This is a genomic window from Pseudomonas sp. BIGb0381 (genome assembly GCF_024809815.1).
In the GTDB taxonomy this organism is placed as follows: Bacteria; Pseudomonadota; Gammaproteobacteria; order Pseudomonadales; family Pseudomonadaceae; genus Aquipseudomonas.
Map to the genome: position 1 here is coordinate 182,149 of NZ_JANUEN010000009.1, position 21,134 is coordinate 203,282.

Annotated in this window: 20 protein-coding genes and 1 pseudogene; 13 read left to right on the forward strand and 8 right to left on the reverse strand. The window is 61.7% G+C overall.

What is annotated here, in order from left to right; translation table 11 throughout:
* The first annotated feature begins 39 nt into the window (after window positions 1-39).
* The 5 genes from M2397_RS22860 to M2397_RS22880 all read left to right on the forward strand — a co-directional run bounded on the left by M2397_RS22860 (window position 40) and on the right by M2397_RS22880 (window position 5,628).
* Window positions 40-957: an ABC transporter permease gene (locus tag M2397_RS22860; protein ID WP_027603510.1), complete on the forward strand. Its 918-nt coding sequence runs from the start codon at window positions 40-42 to the stop codon at window positions 955-957.
* Between the two features lie 14 nt (window positions 958-971).
* Window positions 972-1,811 carry an ABC transporter ATP-binding protein gene (locus M2397_RS22865; RefSeq protein WP_027603511.1) on the forward strand — a complete coding sequence of 280 codons (840 nt, stop codon included), beginning with the start codon at window positions 972-974 and terminating at the stop codon, window positions 1,809-1,811.
* Between the two features lie 11 nt (window positions 1,812-1,822).
* On the forward strand, window positions 1,823-2,599 hold the full coding sequence (locus M2397_RS22870; RefSeq protein ID WP_053139627.1) for an ABC transporter ATP-binding protein: 777 nt from the start codon (window positions 1,823-1,825) through the stop codon (window positions 2,597-2,599).
* Window positions 2,600-2,797: 198 nt separating this feature from the next.
* Window positions 2,798-3,709 carry a 5-dehydro-4-deoxyglucarate dehydratase gene (gene kdgD, locus M2397_RS22875; protein WP_046035395.1) on the forward strand — a complete coding sequence of 304 codons (912 nt, stop codon included), beginning with the start codon at window positions 2,798-2,800 and terminating at the stop codon, window positions 3,707-3,709.
* A gap of 119 nt (window positions 3,710-3,828) precedes the next feature.
* Window positions 3,829-5,628 carry a glycoside hydrolase family 28 protein gene (locus tag M2397_RS22880; RefSeq protein ID WP_259244473.1) on the forward strand — a complete coding sequence of 600 codons (1,800 nt, stop codon included), beginning with the start codon at window positions 3,829-3,831 and terminating at the stop codon, window positions 5,626-5,628.
* A 121-nt stretch (window positions 5,629-5,749) separates the two neighbouring features.
* On the opposite strand, the gene ppk2 is transcribed toward M2397_RS22880, so the two are convergent.
* Window positions 5,750-6,667 carry a polyphosphate kinase 2 gene (ppk2, locus tag M2397_RS22885; protein ID WP_131698828.1) on the reverse strand — a complete coding sequence of 306 codons (918 nt, stop codon included), beginning with the start codon at window positions 6,665-6,667 and terminating at the stop codon, window positions 5,750-5,752.
* Between the two features lie 190 nt (window positions 6,668-6,857).
* Between ppk2 and pstS the strand changes: the two genes are divergently transcribed.
* The 6 genes from pstS (at window position 6,858) to M2397_RS22915 (ending at window position 12,052) form a co-directional block, all read left to right on the forward strand.
* A complete protein-coding gene (gene pstS, locus M2397_RS22890) occupies window positions 6,858-7,886 on the forward strand; it encodes a phosphate ABC transporter substrate-binding protein PstS (protein WP_131698827.1) in 1,029 nt (342 codons plus the stop codon).
* 74 nt (window positions 7,887-7,960) lie between these two features.
* A complete protein-coding gene (gene pstC / locus M2397_RS22895; protein ID WP_053139617.1) occupies window positions 7,961-8,926 on the forward strand; it encodes a phosphate ABC transporter permease subunit PstC in 966 nt (321 codons plus the stop codon).
* Window positions 8,926-9,837 carry a phosphate ABC transporter permease PstA gene (gene pstA / locus M2397_RS22900; protein ID WP_131698826.1) on the forward strand — a complete coding sequence of 304 codons (912 nt, stop codon included), beginning with the start codon at window positions 8,926-8,928 and terminating at the stop codon, window positions 9,835-9,837. The genes pstC and pstA overlap by 1 nt, the downstream gene beginning before the upstream one ends.
* 76 nt (window positions 9,838-9,913) lie before the next feature.
* Window positions 9,914-10,675 carry a phosphate ABC transporter ATP-binding protein PstB gene (gene pstB, locus M2397_RS22905; RefSeq protein WP_010210300.1) on the forward strand — a complete coding sequence of 254 codons (762 nt, stop codon included), beginning with the start codon at window positions 9,914-9,916 and terminating at the stop codon, window positions 10,673-10,675.
* A 55-nt stretch (window positions 10,676-10,730) separates the two neighbouring features.
* A complete protein-coding gene (locus tag M2397_RS22910) occupies window positions 10,731-11,429 on the forward strand; it encodes a hypothetical protein (RefSeq protein ID WP_259244474.1) in 699 nt (232 codons plus the stop codon).
* Window positions 11,429-12,052: a hypothetical protein gene (locus tag M2397_RS22915; protein ID WP_259244475.1), complete on the forward strand. Its 624-nt coding sequence runs from the start codon at window positions 11,429-11,431 to the stop codon at window positions 12,050-12,052. The genes M2397_RS22910 and M2397_RS22915 overlap by 1 nt, the downstream gene beginning before the upstream one ends.
* A 71-nt stretch (window positions 12,053-12,123) precedes the next feature.
* Here the strand turns inward: M2397_RS22915 and M2397_RS22920 are convergent, their stop codons facing one another.
* Window positions 12,124-12,375 (reverse strand): hypothetical protein, encoded by a 252-nt coding sequence (locus tag M2397_RS22920; protein WP_145337183.1) that lies wholly within the window; start codon window positions 12,373-12,375, stop codon window positions 12,124-12,126.
* A gap of 170 nt (window positions 12,376-12,545) precedes the next feature.
* Between M2397_RS22920 and M2397_RS22925 the strand changes: the two are divergent.
* A pseudogene (locus M2397_RS22925) lies at window positions 12,546-12,704 on the forward strand (C4-dicarboxylate transporter DctA); the annotation flags it as partial.
* A gap of 41 nt (window positions 12,705-12,745) precedes the next feature.
* Here the strand turns inward: M2397_RS22925 and M2397_RS22930 are convergent.
* From M2397_RS22930 to M2397_RS22950, 5 genes are all read right to left on the reverse strand, one after another.
* Complete coding sequence (locus M2397_RS22930) at window positions 12,746-13,093, reverse strand: BrnA antitoxin family protein (RefSeq protein WP_027603523.1); 348 nt, start codon at window positions 13,091-13,093, stop codon at window positions 12,746-12,748.
* Window positions 13,094-13,096: 3 nt separating this feature from the next.
* Entirely contained in the window at window positions 13,097-13,378 is a 282-nt protein-coding gene (locus M2397_RS22935) for a BrnT family toxin (protein WP_131698822.1), read from the reverse strand.
* A 338-nt stretch (window positions 13,379-13,716) separates the two neighbouring features.
* Entirely contained in the window at window positions 13,717-15,057 is a 1,341-nt protein-coding gene (locus M2397_RS22940) for a cytochrome c (RefSeq protein ID WP_259244477.1), read from the reverse strand.
* A gap of 16 nt (window positions 15,058-15,073) precedes the next feature.
* Window positions 15,074-17,305, reverse strand: coding sequence for a xanthine dehydrogenase family protein molybdopterin-binding subunit (locus M2397_RS22945; RefSeq protein WP_259244478.1), 2,232 nt, complete (start codon window positions 17,303-17,305; stop codon window positions 15,074-15,076).
* On the reverse strand, window positions 17,305-17,763 hold the full coding sequence (locus tag M2397_RS22950; RefSeq protein WP_090402472.1) for a (2Fe-2S)-binding protein: 459 nt from the start codon (window positions 17,761-17,763) through the stop codon (window positions 17,305-17,307). Before M2397_RS22950 ends, M2397_RS22945 begins: the two co-directional genes overlap by 1 nt.
* A gap of 489 nt (window positions 17,764-18,252) precedes the next feature.
* Here M2397_RS22950 and M2397_RS22955 point away from each other — a divergent pair, with 489 nt between their 5' ends.
* Window positions 18,253-20,082: a methyl-accepting chemotaxis protein gene (locus tag M2397_RS22955; protein ID WP_405046494.1), complete on the forward strand. Its 1,830-nt coding sequence runs from the start codon at window positions 18,253-18,255 to the stop codon at window positions 20,080-20,082.
* A gap of 148 nt (window positions 20,083-20,230) precedes the next feature.
* Here the strand turns inward: M2397_RS22955 and M2397_RS22960 are convergent, their stop codons facing one another.
* Complete coding sequence (locus M2397_RS22960; RefSeq protein WP_092488300.1) at window positions 20,231-21,133, reverse strand: LysR family transcriptional regulator; 903 nt, start codon at window positions 21,131-21,133, stop codon at window positions 20,231-20,233.
* Window position 21,134: the final 1 nt, after the last annotated feature.

A 21,134-nucleotide genomic window follows, 5' to 3' on the forward strand; every position in this document is an offset into this window, starting at 1 on the left:
GGGCTGCGGCCCTTCAGAATTCACACAGAGAAGATGCTTATGAATGCCAATCTGTCTTCCATCGACACGGCGGCGAAGCGGCCGGTGGATCGCTCGCCGGGCTCCAGCTTCGATGCCTTCTGCAAGAGCGGCCTGCGGGTGCTGCGTCACCTGTTGCGTAACCCAATGACCCTGGCGGGCCTGCTGGTTGCGCTGTTATTGGTGGTGGTCGCGGCCTTTGCGCCGTGGATCGCCACCCATGACCCGGTCGCGCAAAACCTCGCCACTGCCTTGCAGGCGCCGGGCTCGGCGCACTGGTTCGGCACCGACGAATATGGCCGGGATATTTTCAGTCGGCTGGTCTATGGCTCGCGGATCACGCTGTACATCATTGCCCTGGTAACCGTGATCGTCGGTCCCATCGGGCTGTTTATCGGCACCGTCTCGGGCTACTTCGGCGGGGCGGTCGACACCGTGTTCATGCGCCTGACCGACATCTTTATTTCCTTCCCCAGCCTGGTCCTGGCGCTGGCCTTTATTGCCGCCCTGGGCCCTGGCCTGGAGCATGCGGTGGTGGCGATTGCCTTGACTTCATGGCCACCGATTGCGCGGCTCGCGCGGGCCGAAACCTTGTCCCTGCGCAACGCTGACTTTGTCGTCGCCGTGGAACTGCAAGGTGCGTCGCCGGCGCGGATTATCCTGCGCCATATCGTGCCGATGTGCCTGTCCTCGGTGATCATCCGCCTGACCATGAACATGGCCGGGATCATCCTCACCGCCGCCGCGTTGGGCTTCCTCGGCCTGGGTGCCCAGGCGCCGCTGCCGGAGTGGGGCGCGATGATCTCCACCGGGCGCCGCTACATGCTCGAGTGCTGGTGGCTGGTGGCGGTGCCTGGGGCGGCGATCATGTTGGTCAGCCTGGCCTTCAACCTGTTGGGCGATGGCCTGCGGGACATCCTTGATCCGCGCAGCGAATAATCGGAGAACACCTTATGTCCGCCATCAAACTGAATGTCGAAGGGCTTAATGTGCGCTTCGTCAGTGGCCAGAAAGAAACCCACGCCGTGCGCGATGTGTCCTTTACCTTGGGGCGGGAGAAACTGGCGATTGTCGGTGAGTCCGGCTCAGGCAAGTCCACCGTCGGGCGCAGCCTGCTCAAGCTGCATCCGCCCAGCGCCAGAATCACCGCCAAGGCCATGGCGTTTGGCGAGGTCGATCTGCTCTCGGCCAGTGAAAAGGCGATGCAGAAGATTCGCGGCCAGCGCATCTCGATGATCATGCAAGACCCCAAGTACTCGCTGAACCCGGTGGTCAAGGTGGGCGACCAGATTGCCGAAGCCTACCTGGCCCACCACAAGGCCAGTCGCAGTGATGCGCGCGAGCGGGTCATGCAGATGCTCGAGCAGGTGCATATCCGCGATCCGAAGCGGGTCTACAACCTGTACCCCCACGAGGTGTCCGGCGGTATGGGCCAGCGCATCATGATCGCGATGATGGTGATCACGCGTCCGGAAGTGATCATTGCCGATGAGCCCACGTCGGCGCTGGATGTCTCGGTGCGCCAGCAAGTGCTCAGCGTGCTGGAAGAACTGGTGGACCAGCAGCAGATGGGGCTGATTTTTGTCAGTCACGACCTCAATCTGGTGCGCAACTACTGTGACCGCGTGTTGGTGATGTACGCCGGGCGTGTCGTCGAATCCCTGGCTGCCTGCGACCTGCAATACGCCGAGCATCCCTACACCCGTGGCCTGCTGGCCGCGCTGCCGAGCATGGATAACCGTCGCGTGCACCTGCCGGTGCTCAAGCGCGATCCACTTTGGCTGACTCAATAAGGAACCTGACCATGCCCATGATCCAAGCGCACGCCTTGAACCTGAGTTTCGGCACAGGCGCTGCCATCAACCAGGTGCTGCACGATGTGAGCCTGAGTGTCGCCGACGGCGAATCGTTCGGCCTGGTGGGGGAGTCCGGTTCGGGCAAGACCACCGTACTGCGCTGCCTGGCCGGGCAATACCGGCATTGGAACGGGGAGCTGAGCATCGCCGGCGCGCCGTTGCAGCACAAGATTCCCAAGGAGCATTTTCGCAAAGTGCAGATGGTCTTCCAGGACCCCTACGGCTCCCTGCACCCCAGGCACACCATCGATACCGCCCTGCGTGAGCCGCTGATTATCCACGGGGTAGGAGACAAGGACGACAGGATCAACGAGATCCTGCTCAAGGTCGGCCTCAACGATAGCTTCCGCTTCCGCTATCCGCATCAGTTGTCCGGTGGGCAGCGCCAGCGCGTGGCCATTGCGCGCGCATTGATCCTTGAGCCCCGCGTGCTGTTGCTGGATGAGCCGACCTCGGCCCTGGATGTGTCGGTCCAGGCCGAGATCCTCAACTTGCTGGCGGACCTGCGTCAGCGCGAGAAACTCACCTATCTGCTGGTCACCCATGATCTGGGGGTGGTCACTCACTTGTGCGACCGGGTGGCGGTGATGCAGCACGGCAGGATCGTCGAATTGCTCGACTGCCAGGCCTTGAGTCAGGACCAGGCCGTGCACGACTACACGCGCATGCTGGTGCAGGCCAGCCGTGACTTCAGTCAGGAGTCTGTAGGGCGTAAGGTCGGCTGATCTCTATAGTCATCGTATGACTATGGCTTATTGATGATGCGTGACTTCATGTTTTGTTCACGCAAGCTTATGGTTTTATTGATTAAATAATAATGGCACAAACAAAAGCGCTTAGAACTAGCTAACGACCTTCTACAGTTGTACGATGACGTACCTCTTTAGGTATCCCCTTTATTTTTCGATTTGAGGTTTGCGAACATGACGCCACAAGAACTAAAAACAGTCCTGTCTTCCGGCTTGCTCTCGTTCCCGGTTACCGACTTTGACGCGGCCGGTGACTTCCGTGCCGACACCTATGCCCGCCGCCTGGAGTGGCTGGCACCCTACGGCGCCAGCGCGTTGTTCGCGGCGGGGGGCACCGGGGAATTCTTCTCCCTGGAAGCCAAGGAGTACACGCAGATCATCAAGACTGCCGTGGACACCTGCAAAGGCCAGGTGCCCATCCTCGCCGGGGCAGGGGGCCCTACACGCCAGGCCATCGCCTACGCCCAGGAGGCCGAGCGCCTCGGTGCCGCCGGTATTCTGCTGATGCCTCACTACCTCACCGAAGCCAGCCAGAAAGGCCTGGTGGCCCATGTTGAGCAGGTGTGCAACTCGGTGGATTTCGGCGTGGTGGTGTACAACCGCAACCTGTGCCGACTCAACGCCGACAGCCTGGAACAGTTGGCCGAGCGCTGCCCGAACCTGATCGGTTTCAAGGATGGCATCGGTGAAGTCGAATCCATGGTGTCGATCCGTCGCCGCCTCGGCGACCGCCTGACCTACCTCGGCGGGCTGCCGACCGCCGAAGTCTATGCCGCGGCCTACAAGGCCCTGGGCGTGCCGGTGTATTCCTCGGCGGTGTTCAACTTCATCCCGAAAACCGCGATGGATTTCTACCGCGCGGTGGCCGCCGACGACCACGCCACCGTGGGCCGCTTGATCGATGATTTCTTCCTGCCGTACCTGGCGATCCGCAACCGCTGCGAAGGTTATGGCGTGAGTATCGTCAAGGCCGGTGCACGCCTGGTCGGCCACGACGCCGGCCCCGTGCGTGCGCCGTTGACCGACTTGTTGCCGGAAGAAGTGGAGCAATTGGACGTGCTGATCAAGGCGCTGGGCGCCCAGTAAGCCCCTTGTAGGAGCGGGCTTGCCCGCTCCTACAACCGCCTTATCAACTACCTCGAAGAATCCGGGCGGCAGATGTAGCGCCCCTCGGTGTGAATACCGGCAAAAACAAGGAGAACAACATGCCGTATCAACCCTCGAAAAAAAGACCGGTGCGTTGCGCGCTGGCCCTGGTGGTCCTCGGTTGCAGCCCGCTGTCATGGGCGCTGCAAGCCCCGTCAAAACTGCAAGTACCGACGCTGGCCTTTGATGACCGGCAAATCATCCTGGTGTGGGAAAAGCCTGCCGATCACGCCGACATCAAGGATTACCGGGTCTACGCCAATGGCACGCTGCTGGGCAGCGCCAATGCCAACAATGACCAGGTGTCACCGGCCAAACCCTACATCGACCGGTTTTATCGGCAAGACACCGCCAACTTCCACCATCGCATCGGCATTCACAGCTTCACCGCCCAGGGCCTGAAGCCCGACACCGCGTACCGCTTCACCGTGCGCTCCGTGGATGGCAACGGCAAAGAGTCCGCCGACAGCGCCCCGGTGCTGCAGCGCACCACCCAGGTTGCGGCGGTATTTGACGTGAAAAAATACGGCGCCAAAGGCGATGGCAGCCATCTCGATACCCAGGCGATTCAGAACGCCATCGATGCCTGCAGCGTCGGTTGCAAAGTCTTGCTCCCTCAAGGCACCTACAAAAGCGGCGCGCTCTACCTCAAGAGCAACATGATCCTGGAGATCGCCGAAGGCGCGACCTTGCTCGGCTCCGAGCGCGCCGAAGATTACCCGTTGGCCGGCTACATCCAGTACCCGTATTCCACCACCGTGCGCCCGGCCTCGCTGATCAACGCGTTGCCTCGCGATCCACGCCAGCATCAGTCATTCGAAAACATCCGCATCGTCGGCAAGGGCACCCTCGACGGCAATGGCTGGAAGCGCAACGCCGATGTCGTCGACGAACGTGGCCAGGCACTGCCGTTCTACCTGCCCAGCGACAATACCCGCTATGCCCAGGACGGCATCCTCGCCAAGGCGCAGGTGGAACAGGCCGTGGCGCGCGGCATGAACGTCAAGGATGCCTACGGGCAGATGCGCTCCTCGCTGATCACCCTGCGCAATGTGAAGAACGTGTTCTACGGCGGCTTCACCGTGGTGAACCCGGCGTTCCACGGCATCATGAACCTGGAGACCGAGAACGTGGTGCTGGCCAACACCACCCACAAGACCTACGACGCCAACAACGGCGACGGCATCGAGTTCGCCAACAGCAAGGGGGCGATGGTGTTCAACAACTTCTTCGACACCGGTGATGACTGCGTGAACTTCGCTGCCGGCACCGGTGCCGATGCCGTGCATCAGCCGCCGCAGGAAGATGCGTGGATCTTCAACAACTACTTCCGCAAGGGCCATGGCATGGTGGTCGCCGGCAGCCATACCGGCGCCTGGATCCAGAACATCCTGGCCGAAGACAACGTGTCGGACGGCACTGATGCCGGGTTGCGCATGAAGAGCACCAACTTCATGGGCGGCGGCGCGCGCAACGTGACATTCCGCGACTCGGCGATCCGCAACACCGTCAAGCAGGCGTTCATTTTTACCCTCGACTACAACGACCCGAACGCCAAGCTCGACTATCAGCGCTCAACGATAGCGGGGCAGTTCAAGGACATTCGGGTGAGCGACGTGAGCGTCGAGAATGCCCAAGGGGCGGCGATCGAGGTCAAGGGTGATGCCTTGCACAACGCCTACCATCAGGGCCTGGTGTTCGAGCGTGTGCGCTTTCGCGGCGCAGCCAAGGCGCGTATTGATGGACTGAAAGACTCACGCTTCGACCACGTGGTCTTCAGCCAGACCGGCGGTGCCAATCCATGGCAGGTCAGCGATAGCCAAGGGCTGGTGTTCAAGGATGTGGAGCCGGCGCCGTAAGCGTAAACGTTATGACGAATGGACCCTTGTAGTGAGCGGGGCAAGCCCGCTCACCACAGGTACGGTGTTCGCTCTTAACTGAACGGTCCGCTCACCACTGGGGAATCTATTGCGTCCTGCGTTAATAGACCTGCGGCACGATGATTTCCACCGGCGTCGGGCTGCGCGAGTAGTCCTCCTGCCTGACCCGTTGCGGCAGCTCGATCACCGGCAGTTCCACTTCCTCATAAGGCATCTGCCCGAGCAGGTGGTGGATGCAGTTGAGTCGGGCTTTCTTTTTATCATCGGCCTGCACCACCCACCATGGCGCTTCGGCGATGTGGGTGCGCTCGAGCATGACTTCCTTGGCCTTGGTATAAGCCTCCCAGCGCCGACGCGACTCCAGGTCCATGGGGCTGAGTTTCCATTGCTTGAGCGGGTCATGAATGCGGCTGAGAAAGCGCAGGTGCTGTTCCTGGTCGGAAATGGAGAACCAGTACTTGATCAACTGGATGCCGGAGCGGGCGAGCATGCGTTCGAACTCCGGCACGGTGCGGAAGAATTCCTCGTACTGGTCTTCGTTGCAAAAGCCCATGACTTGTTCGACGCCGGCGCGGTTGTACCAGCTGCGGTCGAACAGCACGATTTCACCGGCGGCCGGCAGGTGCGAGACATAACGCTGGAAGTACCACTGCGTCTGTTCGCGGTCGTTGGGGGCGGGCAGGGCGGCGACGCGGCAGACCCGCGGGTTGAGGCGCTGGGTAATGCGCTTGATCACACCGCCTTTGCCGGCGGCATCGCGGCCCTCGAACAGGATCACCACTTTGGCGCCGGTCTTGACCACCCAGCTTTGCAGCTTCACCAGTTCGCCTTGCAGGCGAAACAGCTCGCTGAAATAAATCCTGCGCGCGGCCTTTTCCGGGCTTTCCTCGACGTGCTCATCGAACAGCGCATTCAGGTCGTGCCCGTCTTCGGACAATTCCAGTTCCAGCTCTTCGTCACTGTGATCCAGCAGCTCTCGGTGGATGCGCTGGATCAAGGCGTCGTCTACTGCAGACATGGGAGGCACTCGCGTCGTGGGGGGGAGATGGCAAAGTCTTAGTCGCATTTTGTTACCAACCAATTACATCGAAATGCATGGCAGTGGCGGAAAGGCGGGAAGAAATAGCGGTTTGCCACTCAATTTTCATAAAAGCGTAACAAAGCTGCTGCAAAGTGCCGGGAGCCCGTAATCACAAGGATTTCCCTGAATGAAACGTCTGATGAAGTCTGCTGCACTCGCCGTTGCGGTTTCTCTAAGTGCCACCTCGGTATTTGCTGCCGAGAACGTCCGTCTGACAGGTTCTGGCGCCAGCTTCCCGGCGCCGATCTACCTCACCTGGTTCAAGGATTTCAGCAAGAAGACCGAAGGCGTCACGGTTGACTACCAGTCCAAAGGCAGTGGCGCGGGTGTACAGGACTTCCTGAACAAAACCGTGGACTTCGCCGCCAGTGACTCGGCCATGAAAGATGAAGACATCGCCAAGGTCGCCGAAGGCGTGCAGTTGCTGCCGATGACCGCAGGCGAAATCGTGCTGGCGTTCAACCTGCCAGGCAATCCTAAAGAACTTAAGCTGCCACGCGATGTGTACTCCAACATCTTCCTGGGCAAGGTCACCAAGTGGAACGATCCGCAGATCGTCGCCGCCAACCCTGGCCTGAAACTGCCGGATATGCCGATCACCGTGGTCGTGCGTGCAGACTCCAGCGGTACCACTGCCGTGTTCACCAAGCACTTGTCGGCCATCAACCCACAGTTCCAGAAGGACTTGGGTGAAGGCAACACCGTCAACTGGCCAGCCAGCGACAAATTCATCAAATCGCCGAAGAACGATGGTGTGACCGCCACCGTACGCCAGACCCCAGGCGCGATTGGCTACATCGAATACGGCTTCGCCAAGCTGGCCAAGGTTGACTTTGCCCAGTTGCAAAACAAGGCTGGCAAGTACGTGGTACCTAACGCCGAAAGCGGTGCCGAAGCACTGGCGGCGGTGAAGATGCCGGAAAGCCTGGTGGCCTGGCTGCCAGATCCGGACGGTGCCAAGTCCTACCCGATCACCTCCTACACCTGGATGATCTTCCGCAAGGACAACGGCAACCCGGCCAAGGCCAAGGCCATGCGTGAAATGGTCGAGTACAGCCTGACCGAAGGTCAGAAAATCGCCGACTCGATGGGCTATATCCCGCTGCCGCCATCGGTGGTCGATCAGGTTCGCAAAGCGTCTGCCAACATCAAGTAACGCTCGTGAGGCCTCTCTCGGCGGGTGCTGTCAGCCTTGCTGGGAGAGTTACCCCCCTGTTCCGGAATTAGCCAATGAACACACCGTTTGTCGTACCGGGTAACCCGGATTCTGCCTGCCAGCCACCTTCTACGAAGGACTTCCTGGTTGACCGCACCTTCCGTGCGCTTGCGCGAATAGGCGTGGTTCTGGTGCTGGCGTTGGTGTTTGCCTTGGTGTTCGAAGTCGGCCGCAAGGCCCTGCCAGGCATGGAAAAGCACGGGTTTGACGTGCTGCTCGGCAGCGTGTGGGATGTCAACCAAGGCAAGTACGGCATTCTGCCGGCCATCTGGGGCACGCTCTACAGTGCTTTTATCGCGTTGCTGATCGCAGGCGTCTTTGGCGTCAGCATGGCGATTTTTCTCACCCAGGATTTTTTGCCGGCGAAGCTGGCGGCGGTGTTTCGTACCATCGTCGAACTGCTCGCGGCCATCCCCAGCGTCGTTTACGGCCTCTGGGGCATTTACGTGGTCATCCCGGCGATCCGGCCGTTGACCGCATGGTTGAACACTGAACTTGGCTGGATCCCCTTTTTCGGCACGTCCCTGAGCGGCCCGGGGTTGCTCCCGGCGGCGCTGGTACTGGCCATCATGATTCTGCCGACCATCGCCGCCGTGTCGCAGGATGCGCTCACCGCCGTGCCGATGAAAACCAAGCAAGCCGCCTACGGCATGGGTACCACCCACTGGGAAGCGATTCTCAAGGTGATGGTGCCGTCCGCCGCCACCGGCATCTTCGGTTCCCTGGTGCTGGGCCTGGGCCGCGCACTCGGTGAAACCATGGCCCTGGCCATGCTGGTGGGCAACGCCAACAACATCTCGCTGTCGCTGTTCGCACCGGCCAACACCCTGGCAGCCTTGCTGGCGCTGAACTTCCCTGAAGCCGGGCCGAACGAGATCGAAGTATTGATGTACGCCGCACTGGTGCTGATGTTGATCACGCTGATCGTGAACATCTTCGGCTCCATGATCATGATGTACGCCCAACGGGGTAATAAGTGATGACTGATCTCACTGCTGCAACCGACCTGACGTCCCCTGCAGGCGCACTGCCCAGCCTGCAGCGCCGGTTCGAAGGCCGTGCCCTGCGCAGCCTGGTGTTGACCACCCTGGTCTGGGCGGGCGCGCTGCTGGCCAGCGTACCGCTGATTTCCGTGCTCTACATGCTCATCACCCGCGGCGGTGCGCGCCTGAGCCTTGAAGTGTTCACCGAGCTGCCACCCACCGGTTTCGAGACCGGCGGCGGTTTCGGCAACGCGATGGCCGGTACCTTCGTGATGGTCGGCATTGCCGCTGCCATCGCCGTGCCGGTCGGCATCATGGCGGCGATCTTCCTCGCCGAACTGGGGCCGGACAGCAAGCTGGCGAACGCCGCGCGTTTTGCCGCGAAGATGCTCACCGGCCTGCCTTCCATCCTGGCGGGTGTATTCGCCTACGCCCTGGTGGTGATGACCACCGGCACCTACTCGGCCCCGGCCGGTGGTGTGGCGCTGGCGGTATTGATGCTGCCGATCGTGGTGCTGACGGCTGAAGAGTCGATGCGCATGGTGCCCAAGATCATGAAGGACGCCGCCTACGGCATGGGCTGCACCCGCTCCCAGGTGATCTGGAAAATCGTCCTGCCCACCGGCCTGCCGGCAATCCTCACCGGCGTGATGCTCGCCGTGGCCCGCGCCGCAGGCGAAACCGCGCCGCTGTTGTTTACCGCGCTGTTCAGCAACTACTGGATCTACCACGACGGCAGCCTGGCGGTGATGAACCCGACGGCCTCGCTGGCCGTGCTCATCTACAACTTCTCCGGCATGCCCTTCGACAACCAGCTTGAACTCGCATGGGCGGCGTCGCTGGTACTGGTAATGATCGTGCTGGTCGTGAATATCGTGAGCCGTATCTTCGGCAAGCCAAAGTATTGAAAACGGGAGCATCTGAATCTTGAACGTATCAACTGCGCAAATAGCCGCTCCGTTTGTCACCCAGGCGCCTGTGGTCATGGACTGCAAGCTGGACAAGATCTTCTACGGCAACTTCATGGCCGTGCGTGACAGCCATGTGCCGATCGAAAAGAACAAGATCACCGGCTTCATCGGGCCTTCCGGCTGCGGTAAAAGTACCGTGCTGCGTAGCCTCAACCGCATGAACGACCTGGTCAAGGGCTTCCGTTTCGAGGGCCATGTGCACTTCCTCGGCCAGGACGTCTATGGCAAGGGCGTGGACCCGGTGGTCGTGCGCCGCTATATCGGCATGGTGTTCCAGCAGCCGAACCCGTTCTCGATGAGCATCTTCGACAACGTCGCTTTCGGCCTGCGCCTGAACCGCTACAAAGGCGACCTGGGCGACCGCGTCAAGCACGCCCTGCAAGGCGCTGCGCTGTGGGATGAGGTCAAGGACAAGCTCAAGGTCAGCGGCCTGTCGCTGTCCGGTGGCCAGCAGCAACGCCTGTGCATCGCCCGCGCCATCGCCACCGAGCCTGAAGTGCTGTTGCTCGATGAACCCTGCTCGGCGCTTGACCCGATCGCCACGCGCCGGGTCGAGGAATTGATGGTCGAGCTGAAGAAGGACTACACCATCGCCCTGGTGACCCACAACATGCAGCAGGCGATCCGTGTGGCCGACACCACGGCGTTTTTCTCGGTGGATATTTCCCAGGGCACGCGCACCGGCTACCTGGTGGAGATGGGCCCGACGGCGCAGATCTTCGAGAATCCGCGTGAACAAATGACCGGGGACTACATCAGCGGCAAGTTCAGCTGATGCCCCTGCGGGAGCTCGGATGCTCCCGTATTTTCAACTGCTTATGGGAATGCCAATGCCTGCAACACGACGCCTTGATTTGCCCGCGATTGAACGCGCACTGCGTGAGGTGCAACAGCGCTTCGCCGAGCTCAGCCGGGACTTTACCGAGCCGCGCGATCCGTTGACCGACGAAGTGCTGCACAACGTGCTTGAAGGCTACGCGCTGATTGATGACTATGTGGCGCGGGGCGTCGACCTGTTTGACCTTCAGCAACTGAACCTGATGCTGGAGATCAACGCCACCGTACTCTGTGGCAGCGACCCGGCGCGCCGCCTGGAATACGCCCAGCACCTGGCGGCGACCGAGGAACACTTCTTCAACAACGTCGAGGGCGGCATCAAGGACTTGTACAACTGGTACTGCGCGTACCGCAGTGAATCAGTCTGGAAGCGTGCAGCCGGGGTGTATGTACGCATCCTCAGCAAGCCGCAGTTGTTCATTGAAGGCAACAACCGCAGTGGCTCCCTGATCGTCAGCTATTTGCTGATGCGTGCAGGCTTGCCGCCGTTCGTGCTGACGCTGGAGAACGCCGAGGGCTATTTCAACCCCTCGTCTGTCATCCGCAACTCAGCCAAACATGGAGTCAAGGCGTTGTACGAATTGCCCAAGATCAAGAAAAAATACGCCGCCTTCCTGGAAGAACAGGCGCCGGATCCGATGAAGTTTTTTCTTAAAGGCCAGTCCTTGCCCGTCTATCAAGGGGGCCATTGATGAGCGGTTATTCCCTGTTAGCCAGGGCAGGGCAGGCGCTCCAGCGCGTGCTCTCGATGCAGCTGGTCAAGCGGCCGCGCATCCGCATTTCGTTCGATATCGACGACACGTTGGCTTGCCAGCTCCACCACTGCGACGTCGAGCCGAGCCGGCTGCCGGCCTGCGTGCACCGTTGGCTGGGTGAGCCCTTGCGTATCGGCACACGGTCCCTGACCCGCGAACTACGCCGCCAGGGCTGCAGCATCTGGGTCTACACCTCGTCCGGTCGCACGCCGTCGTATATCCGCCGCTGGCTGATGCTCTACGGCATCCGCGTCGACGGTGTGGTCAACAGCGTGCTGCACAACCATGCGCTGACGGCGCACGGCCTGTCGAACGCACCCTCTAAATTCCCGCCGGCTTTCGACATCGACCTGCATGTGGATGACTCCGAAGGCGTGCGCAGTGAAGGCCATGACCATGGTTTTCGCGTGGTAGTGGTGGACCCCCAGGACGAGAACTGGGCACAGCGGGTGCTGGATGCCGTCGCCCAGGTTCAGGCGCAGCTTGTTCGACAGCAGCCGGTCCGGCACAAAACAACAACACAGGGTGCGCGGAGGTTTTTTCTGCCTGAGGCACTCTGAAGCCCCATGCAAAGGCCACCCTCGGCGTACTCTACGCCGCTGCGCGACGACCGTAGCCCAAGTCGGCCACCTCAGTCGGAGCGTTCAGCTTCCATATCGCGCCGAATGCGCATCAGGTCCTGATAGGCCTCGGTGCGCTTAGCGTCCGCCACCTGTTTTGCCTCGGTAAAACGCAACCACGCGCCGGCATCAGCCAGGCTGCTGCCAATGATGGCGTAGGCCTGCGTTTCCAGGCGGTCTGCCTCGTAGAACAGCTCGGTGTTCCTGGCCAGCTCTGCTTCCCAGTCGGTTTGTTTCGACGCTTCACGCATGTTTGCTGCCATGGCCTTCACCCCAAGGTCGTCATGTGCGAGCGAAGAGTGCAGGGGCCTGATCAAGGCCGCCGGGGTCGTAGCTCGCGTAGGAGCGACACAAGCCGCTCTCGTGTCTGATAGGTCCTTCAGTGTTGATGGATAAACGTGGGGGTTCGTTCAAATTAGTTCGGGGTGCGGGCCGCACCCTCGGCTCGATCTATGTGATACCGGCAGCAGGCTTGGTGCTGGTACTGGGCGTCTACCGGTTTATCTCCGAAGGCGGCGCACTGATCAATGTGATCGGCAACGGCGTGGCCACCCTGTTCATTGCCCGCTGGGATGGGGCGCTGGACCGTTAGCCACTCAAGCGGGAGTTGGGGCAGGTCTCAGAAAGCCTTGGTCAATCGGCCGGTTTGGCTGTGCCCAGCACGCGATTCAACTCGCCAGCGACAGCGATGAGTTGTTGTTCCAGTGCTTCAACCTCAGAAAGGCTAATGCCATTGTTGATAACTTGCAGGGTTTTAGCCCGCTTCTTTGGGGCGGGCGCCAGATTGTGTGCTTGTTGCGAAATCAACGCCTGACGCAACAGATTGTTGATCACGGTTTGATAGCCCGTACCGGCGCTTTCTGCGCGTTCACGGGCGGCATCGATTACCGCATCGTCAAGCATGATGGTGATGCGGGTCTTGCCCTTGTTGCTGGCGACAGCACCGCGTTTGCTGTGGGTGAAATCGTATTCGTCTTTCATTGTTCAAGCCTCCAGATAACGGCGCCGTTCATTTTTTGATGCGAGCCTGGCGCTGATAACGCGTACGAAATTCGGATCGCGGTAAGTGTATGTCACTACCAAAATTCGTCCCCTCGCGTCAGTGCCCATGGTCACCCAGCGCTCTTCATCGTGATCGTGGTCTTGTATCGTCAGGGCGATCTCATCGTTGAACACCGGTTCTGCGTCCGCCAGGCTTATGCCCTTGTGCTTCTGCTGATTGGCGATGTTTTTTGCCTCATCGTATTGAATCCTGAACATCTTCATTATGCATACTTTATATGTATGAAAAAGCGGTTGAAGGAACCGTCAGTCAGGAAGATGGCCAGCCATAAATAGCGGTAGTGTGAATTTGCCATGTTCCGCTCGGTCAGTTGGGTCTCGATCTTGCTGAGGTTGCCAACATATTTCCGTGCGTAATGGTTAATCCGTTACGTAGAAGGATTCTGTTTTGATTGTCGGAAGAGGCGAGCTTGAATAGGCGAGTAATCGGACAGATCAACGTTCGCGGGGCCGGATCAATACTAAGTTTGTTCACATCAACCCTTATTCCCCGGCATGCTCATTTCACTGCCCACGCCGGGGAAAAGGTCGGGACGCTACCTTCAACGCATATGCAAAATAATCGGACTGCTGCTGGCCGGGTCGGTATGCCCGCGCAGCTTGCCGACGGCCTTGGCATCGACCGCATCACCGTGGTTGCCCCAGGTGCTGCGCACGTAGGTCAGTACCTGGGCGATTTCCGCGTCGGACAGTTGCTCACGAAACGCCGGCATGCGGTAGGCGTCCGGTACGCCGGCGGCCACTACCCGTTGTGAGCCGTTGAGGGTGATGTTGATCGCCGAGGCGCTTTCCTTGGCCAATGCCGAGGTGGCGCCGGCCAGGGGTGGCATCCATTCGGGCTGGCCCTTGCCGTCAAGGCCATGGCAGGAGGCGCAGCGGGTCGCGTAGGTGTGGGCTCCGGGGGCGTCCTGGCGTGTATCGGCGGCCGCGTACTGCCAGGCTGTGCCGTCACGCTGTGGGTCGCCGGGCAGTGACTTGAGGTAACGGGCGATGGCGGCCAGGTCGGCGTCTTCCATGAACTGCGTGGAGTTGTTGAAGGCTTCGGTCATCGAGCCGTAGACCACCGCATGGGCATTGCGCCCGGTCTTGAGGAACTGCACGATCTGCGCCTCGCTCCAGCGCCCCAGACCGGTGTTCGGGTCCTGGCGCAGACTCGGAGCGTACCAGCCGTCGAGCAGGGCGCCGGCGAGGAACGGCTTGCCGGACTCGTCCAGGGCTTTTTCGTTGAAGGCCAGGCCGCGCGGCGTGTGGCAGCTGCCGCAGTGGCCAGGGCCTTGGACGATGTAGGCGCCACGGTTCCACAGCGCGTCCTGGTTGGGTTTGGCCGCGTAAGTGGCGGTCGGCGCGAAGAGGCCGTTCCACAGGGCGATGGGCCAGCGCAGATTGAGCGGCCAGGGAATGTCGCTGGGGATGTTGGGCTCGTTGGCCGGTTGTATGCCTTTCATGAAGAACGCATACATCGCGCGTATATCGTCGTCGCTGAGCTTGGCGTAAGACGGGTAGGGCATCGCCGGATAGAGCCGGCGGCCGCCCGGTGCGACGCCGTGGCGCACTGCACGGTCGAAGTCGGCGAGGCTGTAGGTGCCGATACCGTGGGTGCGGTCCGGGGTGATGTTGGTGGCGTGAATGGCGCCCAGCGGCGTGGCCATTTCCAGGCCTCCCGCGAACGGCGCCTTGCCAGGCAGGCTGTGGCAGGCAACGCAGTCGCTGAGGCGGGCGACATACTCGCCGCGACTGACCTGTGCGGGGTCGACGCTGGCGGCCTGTTCCTGCTCAAACGGGGTGGCGGGCTGGCGGGTGACATACCAGGCCAGCACGCCGGGGGCGACCAGGCAGGGCAGCACCAGCCAGCCTGCGGTTCTTGCGAATCGACGGTTGTTCATGGGCGGTCTCGCTCGGTCAGCTGAAGGTGTGTCGGCTTAATGGCAGGCTGCGAACACGCTGGCCGGTCAACTGCGCTACCGCATTGACCACGGCCGGCGCCACAGCGGGGAGCGGAGGCTCACCGATGCCGCCCATCTTCTCGCCACTCTCGACGATCTTTACGTGCACCTGCGCCATCCGTGAGGGCGGCAGGATTGGGTAAAGGTCGTAGTTGCGCGCCCGTGGCTTACCGTCCACGTACACCGCCTCCTCCAACAGGGTTTGCGATAAGCCCAGGGCCACCGCGCCATTGACCTGAGCTTGCACAATCGCCGGGTTGACGATGCTGCCGGGGTCGATGGCTTCCCAGATGTGGTGGACCCTGACCTGGCCGTTCTCAAGCGAGACTTCGGCGATCACCGCCGCGTGGGAGCCAAACGGCGAGGCCATGGCCACGCCACGGGCGCGCCGGGTGCCGTCTTCGGCGGTGTAGGGGCCACGCTTCCAGCCACCGGACAACTCGCCCACGGCCTTGAGCAGGGTGGTCAGCCGTGGGTTGTCACGCAGCAGGTGCAGGCGCAGCTCATAGGGATCGCGGCTGCCTTTGTCCGCCAGCTCATCGAGGAACGCTTCGTAGAAGAAGTCATTCAGCGAATTGCCCACCGAACGCCAGTAACCGAGCATGGCCGGGCCCTTGACGTAGATCTGCGCGATGCGTTTGTTGGGGATGGCGTAGCTCTTGCCCGACAGGCCTTCAAGGGCGGTGGGGTCGAGTTTTTCGCCCTGCTTGCCGGCGATGGCCTCGGTAGGGCCTTCGGTTGCGCTCACCGCTTCGATCGCCACCGGCAGGCCGTCGGCGTCCAGTGCGGCGCGGAACTTGACCACGGCGACCGGGCGCAACACGTCGCGCAGGAACTCTTCCTCACGGCTCCAGATCAGCTTGACCGGACGGCCCACCGCCTTGGCCAATGCAATGGCTTGCGGGTAAGGGCTGGCCGAGTCATACAGGAAGTGCCGGCCGAAAAAACCGCCCAGCAGCGGCGAGTGCAGGGTCACTTGCGCGGGGTCGAGCCCGGCGCGCTTGGCGATGTCGGCGCGGAACATATCGGGCGCCTGGTTGGGCAGCCAGATCTCCAGCGAACCGTCGGGGTTGAAGCGCGCCAGGGCTGACGGTGGCTCCAGCTGGGCATGGTTGAGGTATTGGTTGTGGTAGGTGGCCTCGACCTGGGTCTTGGCGTTTTTCAACGCGCCGGCCACATCGCCTTCGTTCTCGTCGTCACGGGCCGGACCTTGCTGGGCCGCGAGAAAATCGCGAAAGCCGTCGCTGGAGAAATCCGCGGGCATACCGCGCACTGTTGAGTCGGCCGTCGGTTCCTGCCAGTCGACCTGGATCGCCTCCACCGCACGCTTGGCGTGCCACCAGCGTTCGGCCACCACGGCCACCGCACCGGGCAGCACATGCACCGAGTGCACGCCTTTCATGGCTTCGACGTGCGATTGGTTACGCAGGCTGCCCACGGTCATGCCCAGGCGCGGCGCGTGCTGCACGGCGGCGTGGAGCATGCCGTCGACCTTCATGTCGATGCTGTACTGCGCCTTGCCGGTGGATTTGTCATAGGCATCCAGGCGCTTGACCGGCTTGCCGATCCAGCGGAACTGGCTCGGGTCGCGCAGAGTGATGCTGGCCGGGTCGGGCACCGGCATGTCCAGCGCACGGCCGGCCAACTCGCCGTAACCCAGGGAGCGGCCGGACGCGGCGTGGACCACACGGCCGGGTTGGGTGGTCAGTTGGGCCACCGGCACACCGAGCTGCTCGGCACCGGCCTGCAACAGCATGGCGCGGGCGAGGGCGCCCAGGCGGCGCATGACCGGGTAGCTCATGCGCACCGACATGCTGCCGCCGGTGATGCGCATGCCGTTGTCCATCACCACGTAGGCCTCACCGGGTGGCGCGGCTTCGACGATAAAGGTGGCGGGGTTGGCATCCAGTTCTTCGCCGACGATCTGCGCCATGGCGGTATGGGTGCCTTGGCCGCCTTCCATAAAGGGGCTGAGCAGGCGCACCGTACCGTCCGGGCGAATCTCCAGGAACGCGGGCACCTGGGTGCCGCGTTCTGCGGCACTGGCGGCCTGTACCCGCGCCGAGCCCAGCGGCAGGCCGAAACCGATGACCAGCGCACCCACGGCCGTACTGGCCAGGAAGCGTCGACGCGACAGGTTGATCGGCTCGCCCAGGGTGATGCCAGGGATGACGGATGGCGTGTTCATCAGGCGCTCTCCTTCCCGGCAGCCAGGTCATGCATGGCGGCGTGGATGGCGTTGTAGGTGCCGCAGCGGCACAGGTTGACCATGGCCGCGTCGATCTGCGCATTGGTGGGCGCGGGGGTGTGCTTGAGCAGCGCGGTGGCCGCCATCACCTGCCCGGACTGGCAGTAACCGCATTGCGCCACCTGATGCTCGACCCAGGCACTGACCACCCGCTTGCCGACTTCATCGGCTTCGATGGCCTCGATGGTGGTGATCTCACGCCCGACCACCCCGGCCACCGGCGTGACGCACGAACGCACGACATTGCCGTCCACCAGCACTGAGCAGGCGCCGCATTGGGCCAGGCCGCAGCCGTACTTGGTGCCGGTCAGCCCCAGGTCATCGCGGATCACCCACAGCAAAGGCGTGTCCGCGTCGGCGTCGACCTGATAGGCCTTTTGGTTGATGCGTAATTCCATGGCTGACTCACCTGCTGATCATCGGTTGGTATGGCTTGGTTCTTATAAGAAAGGCGATGGGCGCCCATTGTCGAACTTTAGATCAGGGCACAAGGGCCATCTACGAAAAAACCGAACATTCGGAGGATCAGGCAAGTATTCGAGAGGATTGAGTCAGTCAATCAAGGTGGTCGATCAACACGGGGACCAGCAGCCGATTGTTTTGGGAGGGTTTATTGATCTGGGTCAGTACAAACTCCTATTGGCTCAAGATGGCCGTCCGAGAGCGGTAGCGCCGTTTTCATGGGTGATATTATGGCGCCACTATCTTGGCGTGACAGGCGCCAGTCTGATCCATGGACATGAGGCTTTAGGGAAATGCTTAAGAACGCTCCGCTGCGTCTGAAACTGTTGTTGATACTGCTGCTGCCCATGCTCGGGTTCCTGACCCTGGCCGGCGTGTTTGTGGTGGACAACTACAAAACGCTGCGTGACATGAACACCACGGTGATGGCCAGCGCCACCGCCCAGAAGTTGAGCCAACTGATTACTACGTTGCAGCGCGAGCGCGGTGCCAGTGGCGTGTTCCTCGGCAGCGGCGGCAAGTCCATGGGTGATCGGATGGTGCAGATGCGCAGGGACTCCAGCGCAGCCGTCGAGGTGGTGCGCGGTTTGTCCACCTCCGGCAGTGCGAACCTGGACAACGTCCTGCGGGCCCTGGACCAGCTGCCGGCCATGCGTGGGCAGGTCGATAAACTGAGCATCAACAGCACCGAATCCGGCGCGCGTTATACCCAGATCATTCAAGTGCTGACCGGTTACACCCATTCCCTGGAAGCGAGCGTCAACAACGCGACCATCGTCAACGCGCTGGGGGCACTGAATCAATTTATCGAGATGAAAGAGCGGGCCGGGCGCGAGCGCGTGGTGCTGGGCCTGGTCTTCAGCCAAGGGCATTTCGATGAGGCGCTGTTGTCGCGCTTCAGCCGCAACCTGGGCGAGTTCGGCGCCTACTACGATGCGTTCCGACGCAAGGCGCCCGCGGCCTCGCTGGCGCAGTTCGACACGCAAATGCAACAACCTGCCGCCGTCGAGGTCGGCAAGTTGCAGCGCCTGGCGTTTGAGGTGCCGATGGGCCAGGCCCTGGGGATCAAACCCGAAGCCTGGTTTGAAACCTCCACCCAGCGCATTGACCTGATGAGCCAAGTCGAGGAAGCCTTGGGCCAGAGTGTCAGCAGCCTGGCGATGCACGAGCGGGATGACGCCAGCCGCGCTCTGTGGCTGACCGTCGGCGCGGTGATCGTGTCCCTGTTGGCGGTGGCGGTGTTGTCCTGGCTGATCATCCGCATGATCGATTCGGCGGTGCGCGACCTGAACCGCGTGCTCAACGACCTGGCAGACCGCGACCTCACCGCGCGGGCGACCTATGAGAGCAAAGACGAGTTCGGTCAGATCTCGCGCAACCTCAACCGCATGGCGCAAGAAATCAGTGGCGTGGTGCAGGAAATCGGCAACGCCACTGCACAGGTTGCAACGGCGGCGGAGGAGTCCTCGGCCGTGACAATGCAGACCAGCCAAAGCGTCGAGCAGCAGCGCCAAAGCACTGAACTGGTGGCCACGGCGATCAACCAAATGAGCGCCACCGTGCGCGAGGTGGCGCACAGCACCAACGATGCGGCGCAACTGTCGCAACGGGTCAATACCAGCACCACCCAAGGGCGCACCGAGATCGAAGGCACCATCACCCTGATCCGCCAGCTCTCGGGGCAGGCCGAGGACACCGCGCTGATCATTGATGAACTCAAACAGGAAAGCGATGGGATTTCCTCCGTGCTGGACGTCATTCGCGGCATTGCCGAGCAAACCAACCTGCTGGCCTTGAACGCGGCCATCGAAGCGGCGCGGGCCGGGGATCATGGGCGCGGATTTGCCGTGGTGGCCTCCGAGGTGCGGGTACTTGCGCAGAAGACCCAGGAGTCCACGGGGAACATTCAGCAGATGATCAGCAACCTGCAAAGTGGTTCGGATCGCGCGAGCTCGTCCATGCAGGAGACCTTGGGCAAGGCCCAGGACGGCGCGCGCAAGGTCGAACGTGCGGGTGAGTTGCTGTTGGAAATCGCCGAAGGCGTGGCCAGTATCAGTGATCGCAACCTGCAGATTGCTTCGGCGGCTGAAGAGCAGAGCGCGGTTTCAGAAGACATCAACCGTAACGTCAACGAGATCAACGACCTGGTCATCCAAGTCAGTGCCGGCGCCGAGCAAACCGCAATCACCAGCCAGGAACTGGCGCGTCTGGCCGAGCACCAGCAGGATCTGGTCAATCGTTTCAAAGTGGCGTGAGGCGAGGGCGGCCTGCTCCGACGGCGGTGGGGCAGTCGACCTCTACAGTGACTGACACTCCGCTATCGGGAGCAAGCCCCCTCCCACAGTTGTTTGGTGGCGATGGATGGATTGCAGCAAGGCTTTGATTTCGACGAGGCCTGTTCCATTAGTCCGCCCACCCGTCACGCACCGCACTGCGAATACCCTCCAGCAACATCGCGAATGCCGGGTTGTCATTGTTCTCGCGCCAGATCAAGTGCAGTTCACTCTGTGCGCCTTCGCCCAGGTCGATATCGCGAAACACCACGTTCTTGAACACCACGCTGCTGGCGCAACGCGGTACCAACGCCAAGCCCATGCCGGCGTTGACCAGGGCCAGGATGGTCAGGGACGAGCCCAGCCACTGCACATATTCGGGGGCGACACGGGCCGAGCGCAGCAGGCCGGTGAGCAGTTCGTTGAATGGCGGGTAGGCCGAATGGGCGTACATCAGGAAGGGCTGGGCGTCGAGGTCGTGGACACTGACGCTGTCGGCGCTGGCCAGTCGATGGCTGCTCGGCACCGCCAGCACGAAAGGCTCGCGCACCAGGCACTCGGTGGCATAACCGGGCTCCAGCAGGGGCGCGCGGACGATGCCAAGGTCGATGCGGCGCGCACGCAGGGCTTCGTATTGCTGGTAGGTGTTCATCTCCGAGAGGTCGATCCTGACCTGGGGCTGCTTGAGCCGTGCCTCGGCAATGACCCTGGGCAAAAACTCATACACCGCGCTGCCGACGAAGCTGATATTCACCGTTCCGATATCGCCCTCGGCAAAGCGCCGTGCGGTTACGGCCGCCTGCTGGGCCCGTTCCAGCAGGTTCTGGGCCTCGATAAAAAACGCCCGCCCCGCGGCAGTGAGCGCAACGCTGCGGGTGGTGCGGGTAAACAGCTCCACGCCGAGGTGATGTTCCAGTAATTGGATCTGCCGGCTGAGGGGCGGCTGGGTCATGTTCAGGCGTTCAGCGGCGCGGCGAAAATTCAGCTCGGTGGCTACGGTGGTGAAGCAGCGCAGTTGCGTCAGTTCGAACATT